This window comes from Shigella sp. FJ200513 (assembly GCF_040495915.1).
GTDB lineage: Bacteria > Pseudomonadota > Gammaproteobacteria > Enterobacterales > Enterobacteriaceae > ECMA0423.
The window spans coordinates 20,954-28,576 of sequence record NZ_JBDYCV010000052.1 but is presented as its reverse complement, the minus strand read 5'-3'; the positions used below and the strand labels follow the sequence as shown (position 1 = coordinate 28,576).

Here is a 7,623-nt window from a genome sequence, read left to right as displayed (position 1 = left end):
GATGGAAATGGAAGCCACGCAAGCACCTTAAAATCACCATCATACACTAAATCAGTAAGTTGGCAGCATTACCCATTCCTTAAATGTTTCCAGCAAATTAATAGATTAAGCGAATAAATTATCCTTAGCATTCACTTTCATATCAGCATACTCCTGCTGCACAACAACTCCACTGCATGTGTCAGAAGGTTAGCATCAAATGATAACCTGGTGAAATAGCCTGGAGACATTTAAAATATCTACATTAAGTTGTTAGAAATACTTAATGAAAAACAGAAATCTCATTCATTTAATTTATAATTAAATGATATCTCTTCCCGCAGAATGCGGGAATCACACAATCAATATTTATTCAATAAAATCTGATGATTTTAACTTGTTAACACTAAAAAACGCGCCCAGCTATCTATTATCCTGACCCGTAAAGGCTAAACAATAAATTCATTATAGTGATAATATTCATGTGATAGTTTGTTTGCGGCGAGAGATAATTCGCTTTTTATCACCGAGCTTGTCCCAATAACCAGGATTAATCAGCGCAATTTTGATCTTAACCTACCGCAAAACAACCGTGCTTCATGATACAAATGGATTCTCATTATCTGAACAATACGCAGCACGTCTATGACAAAGGGCGAGTTATGCAAACTGAGCAACAGCGAGCCGTAACGCGGCTTTGTATCCAGTGTGGATTATTTCTTTTGCAACATGGTGCGGAAAGCGCGTTGGTTGATGAGCTTTCCTCACGACTGGGTCGGGCGCTGGGAATGGACAGCGTCGAAAGTTCTATCTCTTCGAACGCCATAGTGCTGACAACTATTAAAGATGGGCAATGCCTGACATCGACACGTAAAAATCACGATCGCGGCATTAATATGCATGTGGTGACTGAAGTCCAGCACATTGTGATTCTTGCGGAGCATCATCTGCTGGATTACAAAGGCGTAGAGAAACGATTTAGCCAAATTCAACCATTACGTTACCCAAGATGGCTGGTAGCCTTAATGGTTGGCCTTTCTTGCGCCTGTTTCTGTAAACTCAATAACGGTGGCTGGGATGGTGCCGTCATCACCTTCTTTGCCAGTACGACCGCGATGTATATCCGCCAGCTGCTGGCACAACGTCATCTTCATCCACAGATCAACTTTTGCCTTACCGCTTTCGCCGCCACCACCATTTCCGGATTGCTTTTGCAACTCCCCACTTTCAGCAATACCCCCACCATTGCGATGGCCGCCAGCGTTCTGCTGCTAGTGCCGGGCTTTCCGTTGATTAATGCCGTCGCCGATATGTTTAAAGGCCACATCAATACCGGACTGGCACGCTGGGCGATCGCCAGTCTGCTGACACTGGCTACCTGCGTCGGCGTAGTGATGGCACTGACGATTTGGGGGCTACGCGGATGGGTGTGATCGAATTTCTGTTAGCGTTGGCGCAGGATATGATCCTCGCCGCCATTCCTGCGGTCGGCTTTGCGATGGTGTTCAACGTTCCCGTGCGGGCGTTACGCTGGTGTGCGCTGCTTGGCTCGATAGGTCATGGTTCCCGAATGATCTTGATGACCAGCGGGTTGAATATTGAGTGGTCAACCTTTATGGCTTCTATGCTGGTCGGTACCATTGGTATTCAATGGTCGCGCTGGTATCTGGCGCATCCGAAAGTGTTTACCGTGGCGGCCGTTATCCCTATGTTCCCGGGCATATCGGCTTATACCGCAATGATTTCGTCGGTAAAAATCAGCCAGTTAGGTTACAGCGAACCGTTGATGATTACCCTGTTAACCAACTTTCTTACAGCTTCATCGATTGTTGGTGCGTTATCCATCGGTCTTTCCATTCCTGGATTATGGTTGTACCGCAAGCGCCCTCGCGTATAAAATTGCCTCGCTTAAGCACACGGATGAGAGACAGCCTCCTCTCCTCCGTGTGTTACTATAAAAGTTATCTCCCTTCTCGTTCATCGTTCCATATTTGAGAAACAGTATGTCTTCCAGAGTTTTGACCCCGGACGTCGTTGGTATTGACGCCCTGGTACACGATCACCAAACCGTTCTGGCAAAAGCTGAAGGCGGTGTGGTTGCCGTATTTGCTAACAATGCCCCGGCGTTTTATGCCGTCACGCCTGCACGCCTGGCTGAACTGCTGGCGCTGGAAGAAAAGCTAGCGCGTCCGGGAAGCGATGTCGCTCTGGACGATCAACTCTATCAGGAACCGCAAGCCGCTCCCGTTGCTGTACCCATGGGGAAATTCGCCATGTATCCGGACTGGCAACCCGATGCCGATTTTATCCGCCTGGCGGCGCTATGGGGCGTGGCGCTAAGAGAGCCGGTGACCACCGAAGAACTGGCCTCATTCATTGCCTACTGGCAGGCGGAAGGTAAAGTCTTTCACCATGTGCAGTGGCAACAAAAACTGGCGCGCAGCCTGCAAATCGGTCGTGCCAGCAACGGCGGACTGCCGAAACGAGATGTGAATACGGTCAGTGAACCTGACAGCCAAATTCCACCAGGATTCAGAGGGTAACGATGAAAAACGTTGGCGACCTGATGCAACGCCTGCAAAAAATGATGCCTGCCCATATCAAACCTGCATTCAAAACGGGTGAAGAGCTACTGGCCTGGCAGAAAGAACAAGGGGCGATCCGCTCCGCCGCTCTCGAACGTGAAAATCGGGCGATGAAAATGCAGCGCACCTTTAACCGCTCCGGTATTCGTCCACTGCATCAGAACTGCTCCTTTGAGAACTATCGCGTTGAGTGTGAAGGGCAGATGAATGCGTTAAGCAAAGCGCGCCAGTATGTCGAAGAGTTTGACGGCAACATCGCCAGCTTCATCTTTTCTGGTAAGCCAGGAACCGGCAAAAACCATCTGGCGGCGGCAATCTGCAACGAGCTGCTGCTACGCGGTAAATCCGTATTGATCATCACCGTGGCCGATATTATGTCGGCGATGAAAGATACCTTCAGGAATAGCGGTACCAGCGAAGAACAACTGCTTAACGATCTGAGCAACGTTGATCTGCTGGTGATCGATGAGATCGGCGTGCAGACCGAATCGAAATACGAAAAAGTGATCATCAACCAGATCGTCGATCGCCGCTCTTCTTCCAAACGCCCAACCGGGATGCTGACCAACAGTAATATGGAAGAGATGACCAAGTTGCTGGGCGAACGCGTGATGGACCGTATGCGCCTGGGTAACAGTTTATGGGTGATCTTCAACTGGGATAGCTACCGTAGCCGGGTAACGGGTAAAGAGTATTAATCCCCGTTTCTGGCGGTATACTGCGACACAATTCCACCTTGAGTAATGATGATGAAAACTATTAAACATCTTCTGTGCTGTGCCATTGCCGCCAGCGCATTAATTTCCACCGGGGTGCATGCTGCGTCCTGGAAAGATGCGCTCTCCAGCGCCGCCAGCGAACTTGGCAACCAAAACAGCACGACACAGGAAGGCGGTTGGTCGCTCGCGTCATTAACTAACTTGCTTAGCAGCGGAAACCAAGCCTTAAGCGCAGATAACATGAACAATGCCGCAGGCATTCTGCAATACTGCGCGAAGCAAAAGCTGGCTTCGGTAACCGATGCCGAAAACATCAAGAACCAGGTGCTGGAAAAGCTGGGCCTGAACAGTGAAGAGCAAAAAGAAGACACCAACTATCTGGACGGTATTCAGGGTTTGCTGAAAACAAAAGATGGTCAGCAACTCAATCTGGATAACATCGGAACGACTCCGCTGGCAGAAAAGGTGAAAACCAAAGCCTGCGATCTGGTGTTAAAGCAGGGGCTGAACTTCATTTCCTGAACCGCGAAATGTTACCCGGCTGACGCGGCTCTCTCCTGCCCTTTTCCCTGCTCCTGGACGGTTTTCCCCCTGTTACACGGGAAGCGACCGCGATCAAAAAAGTCTGTTTATAAACTAATTCCTAACAACATCGCATTTTTTTGACACTAGAATTGCAGCAATATGGCGACGCCATTACATTGTGCTTCTCAAAAAGCTTAAACGTTGGCTAAACGGCCCGGTTTAGTGAGGATCGCCCATTGTCAGAACTACTCTCTTTCGCCCTTTTTCTCGCCTCTGTGCTGATTTACGCATGGAAAGCGGGACGTAACACCTGGTGGTTTGCAGCCACGTTAACGGTGCTGGGGCTATTTGTCGTTTTAAATATCACCCTGTTTGCCAGCGACTATTTTACTGGCGATGGTATTAACGACGCGGTTCTCTATACCTTAACCAACAGCCTGACCGGTGCTGGCGTCAGCAAATACATCCTGCCGGGTATCGGCATTGTGCTGGGGCTGACGGCGGTGTTCGGTGCGCTGGGCTGGATCCTGCGCCGTCGTCGTCATCATCCGCACCATTTTGGTTACAGCCTGCTGGCGCTCTTACTGGCGCTGGGTTCGGTGGACGCCAGCCCGGCATTTCGTCAGATAACGGAACTGGTGAAATCCCAGTCACGCGATGGCGACCCGGACTTTGCGGCTTATTATAAAGAGCCGTCGAAAACTATCCCTGACCCGAAACTCAACCTGGTTTATATCTACGGCGAAAGTCTCGAGCGGACCTATTTTGATAACGAAGCTTTCCCGGATCTCACGCCTGAACTGGGCGCGTTGAAAAATGAAGGCCTGGATTTCAGCCACACACAGCAGCTGCCAGGAACGGATTACACGATTGCGGGCATGGTGGCTTCTCAGTGCGGCATACCGCTGTTCGCCCCCTTTGAAGGCAACGCCTCCGCCTCTGTCTCCAGCTTCTTCCCGCAGAACATCTGTCTGGGCGATATCCTGAAAAACTCGGGTTATCAGAACTATTTCGTGCAGGGCGCAAATCTGCGTTTTGCCGGTAAAGATGTGTTCCTGAAATCGCACGGCTTCGACCACTTATACGGCTCAGAAGAGCTGAAAAGCGTGGTAGCCGACCCGCACTATCGCAACGACTGGGGATTCTACGACGATACCGTTCTCGATGAAGCGTGGAAAAAGTTTGAAGAGCTTTCCCGCTCAGGTCAGCGATTCTCACTGTTTACCCTGACAGTCGATACCCATCACCCGGATGGTTTTATCTCGCGCACCTGTAACCGCAAAAAATATGATTTTGACGGTAAGCCGAATCAGTCATTCAGCGCGGTAAGTTGCAGCCAGGAGAATATCGCGACGTTTATCAACAAAATCAAAGCGTCACCGTGGTTTAAAGATACTGTCATCGTCGTCTCTTCTGACCATTTAGCGATGAACAACACGGCGTGGAAATACCTCAATAAGCAGGATCGCAATAACCTGTTTTTTGTCATTCGTGGCGACAAGCCGCAGCAAAAGACGCTGGCAGTGAAGCGTAACACGATGGATAACGGCGCGACGGTGCTGGACATTCTCGGTGGCGATAACTATCTCGGACTTGGTCGTAGCAGTTTATCCGGGCAGTCGATGTCGGAAATCTTCCTCAATATCAAAGAGAAAACATTGGCGTGGAAGCCAGATATCATCCGCCTGTGGAAATTCCCTAAAGAGATGAAAGAGTTCACCATCGACCAGCAGAAAAACATGATTGCCTTCTCGGGTAGCCATTTCCGTTTGCCGCTGCTGTTGCGGGTTTCAGACAAACGCGTGGAACCGCTGCCGGAAAGCGAATACTCAGCACCGCTGCGTTTCCAGCTGGCCGATTTCGCTCCACGCGACAATTTCGTCTGGGTTGACAGTTGCTACAAGATGGCACAACTCTGGGCTCCGGAACTGGCACTTTCCACCGACTGGTGTGTCTCGCAGGGGCAGCTTGGCGGTCAGCAAATTGTTCAGCATGTTGACAAAACAACATGGAAGAGCAAGACGGCATTTAAAGATACGGTCATCGACATGGCGCGTTACAAAGGCAATGTCGATACGCTGAAGATTGTTGATAACGATATTCGCTACAAAGCCGACAGTTTCATCTTTAACGTCGCCGGTGCGCCAGAAGAGGTGAAACAGTTTAGCGGGATTTCCCGTCCGGAGTCGTGGGGCCGCTGGTCCAACGCGCAGCTGGGCGATGAAGTAAAAATCGAGTACAAGCATCCGCTGCCGAAGAAATTTGACCTGGTGATTACCGCCAAAGCATACGGCAATAACGCCAGCCGTCCTATTCCGGTACGCGTAGGCAATGAAGAACAAACTCTTGTGCTGGGCAATGAAGTGACCACCACCACACTGCATTTCGATAACCCAACCGATGCCGACACACTGGTAATTGTGCCGCCGGAACCTGTCTCAACCAACGAAGGGAATATCCTCGGACACTCGCCGCGTAAGCTCGGGATCGGCATGGTGGAAATTAAAGTGGTAGAACGTGAAGGGTAATTCCTGACTGATGTGTAGGTCGCATAGGGTGCGACCTACACGCCTTCTCCGGCTTACAACACATTATTAAGAAACAAAAAAAACAGCGCCCAACACTTCCCCGGACGCTGCATGGCAACTTTAATAATCTCGCCTTATCAGAAAGTAATTACACCCTTAATCAACTCACGATTGTTAATCACATCGCGCTCGTAGGTTTCTGCCAGCGTGGCGAACGGATAGCGATGGGTTAACATCATGTCGGCAGTGATTTTCCCTTCCGCCATCAGTCGACCGACTTTAGCGAAATCTTCCGGCGTGGCGTTGCGGCTGCCCATCATCGTCGTTTCTTTTTTATGGAATTCCGGATCGGAGAACTGCAACTCACCTTTAAACAGACCGACAAATACCACCGTGCCGCCGTGACGAATCAGATTCACGGTATTATTCATCGCATGTTGATTACCTGTCGCGTCGATCACTTTCTGCGCCAGCGAACCACCAAACTGCGCCCGCAGCTGCGCGTCAAAATCTTCGGCTGACGGGTCCAGCACGGGCAACTCCAGACGCGTTGCCACATGTTCACGGCGCGCCGGACTGGTATCCGCCACCACCACCTGTGCGCCATCGGCTTTAGCGATTGCCGCCGCGCCCAGACCGATTGGCCCCGCCCCGACCACCAGCACCTGCTCGCCGGGAGCAATGGCTGCGCGACGCACCGCATGAGCGCTAATAGCGAAAGGTTCAATCAATGCGGCCGCCTGCGGGTCAATACCGTCTGCGGGCAAAATGTTCGCCACCGGCACGCTCAAATACTCACTAAAACCGCCATCCTGATGCACGCCAATGACTGAAATTTTTTCACAGCAGTTGGTACGCCCGCTTTTACACGCCGGGCATTGCTGACAGGCAACATAAGGGATCACAGCAACTTGCTGACCATTTTTAAGATCAGCAATATTTTTACCCAGCCCAACAATCTCCCCACATATTTCATGGCCTAAAACCCGTGGATAACTAAAAAATGGTTGATTTCCACCCTAGGCATGAATATCGGTACCGCAAATCCCGACAGACTTAATTTTTATTAATGCTTCATTGTCACCCGGAATAGGTATCTCGCGTTGTTTCCAGACTAATTCTTTCGGCTGCTGGCAAATTAAAACATTCATCGTAGACATGATTCGGCTATCCATTTTTTGTTGCCTTAGATATCAATGAAAATGAAAAATGGCAGCGGAACGGAAAATCTGTTTTGTGAAAACACACGCATAAAAATGTTTTAAATCGGGTTTTAATGGACTCACA

6 protein-coding genes and 1 pseudogene are annotated in these 7,623 nt (G+C 50.0%); 6 read left to right on the top strand and 1 reads right to left on the bottom strand.

The features are described 5' to 3' along the window. Positions 1-641 precede the first annotated feature (641 nt). The 6 genes from ABZJ92_RS12700 to opgB all read left to right on the top strand — a co-directional run bounded on the left by ABZJ92_RS12700 (position 642) and on the right by opgB (position 6,336). A complete protein-coding gene (locus ABZJ92_RS12700; protein ID WP_001338213.1) occupies positions 642-1,412 on the top strand; it encodes a threonine/serine exporter family protein in 771 nt (256 codons plus the stop codon). Beyond that, the gene (locus ABZJ92_RS12695) at positions 1,403-1,876 is read left to right on the top strand and encodes a threonine/serine exporter (RefSeq protein ID WP_000538192.1); all 474 of its coding nucleotides are present in this window, start codon (positions 1,403-1,405) and stop codon (positions 1,874-1,876) included. Before ABZJ92_RS12700 ends, ABZJ92_RS12695 begins: the two co-directional genes overlap by 10 nt. A gap of 106 nt (positions 1,877-1,982) precedes the next feature. Next, positions 1,983-2,522 (top strand): primosomal protein DnaT, encoded by a 540-nt coding sequence (gene dnaT, locus ABZJ92_RS12690; protein WP_000098818.1) that lies wholly within the window; start codon positions 1,983-1,985, stop codon positions 2,520-2,522. 2 nt (positions 2,523-2,524) lie between these two features. Further along, positions 2,525-3,262 (top strand): DNA replication protein DnaC, encoded by a 738-nt coding sequence (dnaC, locus tag ABZJ92_RS12685; protein ID WP_000799911.1) that lies wholly within the window; start codon positions 2,525-2,527, stop codon positions 3,260-3,262. Between the two features lie 48 nt (positions 3,263-3,310). After that, a complete protein-coding gene (gene yjjA, locus ABZJ92_RS12680; protein ID WP_077248833.1) occupies positions 3,311-3,805 on the top strand; it encodes a DUF2501 domain-containing protein YjjA in 495 nt (164 codons plus the stop codon). Between the two features lie 239 nt (positions 3,806-4,044). After that, a complete protein-coding gene (gene opgB / locus ABZJ92_RS12675) occupies positions 4,045-6,336 on the top strand; it encodes a phosphatidylglycerol--membrane-oligosaccharide glycerophosphotransferase (RefSeq protein WP_001292683.1) in 2,292 nt (763 codons plus the stop codon). 137 nt (positions 6,337-6,473) lie between these two features. Here opgB and lgoD read toward each other — a convergent pair. After that, positions 6,474-7,496 (bottom strand): annotated as a pseudogene (lgoD, locus tag ABZJ92_RS12670) (L-galactonate oxidoreductase). Positions 7,497-7,623: the final 127 nt, after the last annotated feature.

Coding starts and splice junctions, on each gene's coding strand:
- ABZJ92_RS12700 (WP_001338213.1), top strand. CDS start 642: ATGCAAACTGAGCAACAGCGAGCCGTAACGCGGCTTTGTATCCAGTGT.
- ABZJ92_RS12695 (WP_000538192.1), top strand. CDS start 1,403: ATGGGTGTGATCGAATTTCTGTTAGCGTTGGCGCAGGATATGATCCTC.
- dnaT (WP_000098818.1), top strand. CDS start 1,983: ATGTCTTCCAGAGTTTTGACCCCGGACGTCGTTGGTATTGACGCCCTG.
- dnaC (WP_000799911.1), top strand. CDS start 2,525: ATGAAAAACGTTGGCGACCTGATGCAACGCCTGCAAAAAATGATGCCT.
- yjjA (WP_077248833.1), top strand. CDS start 3,311: ATGATGAAAACTATTAAACATCTTCTGTGCTGTGCCATTGCCGCCAGC.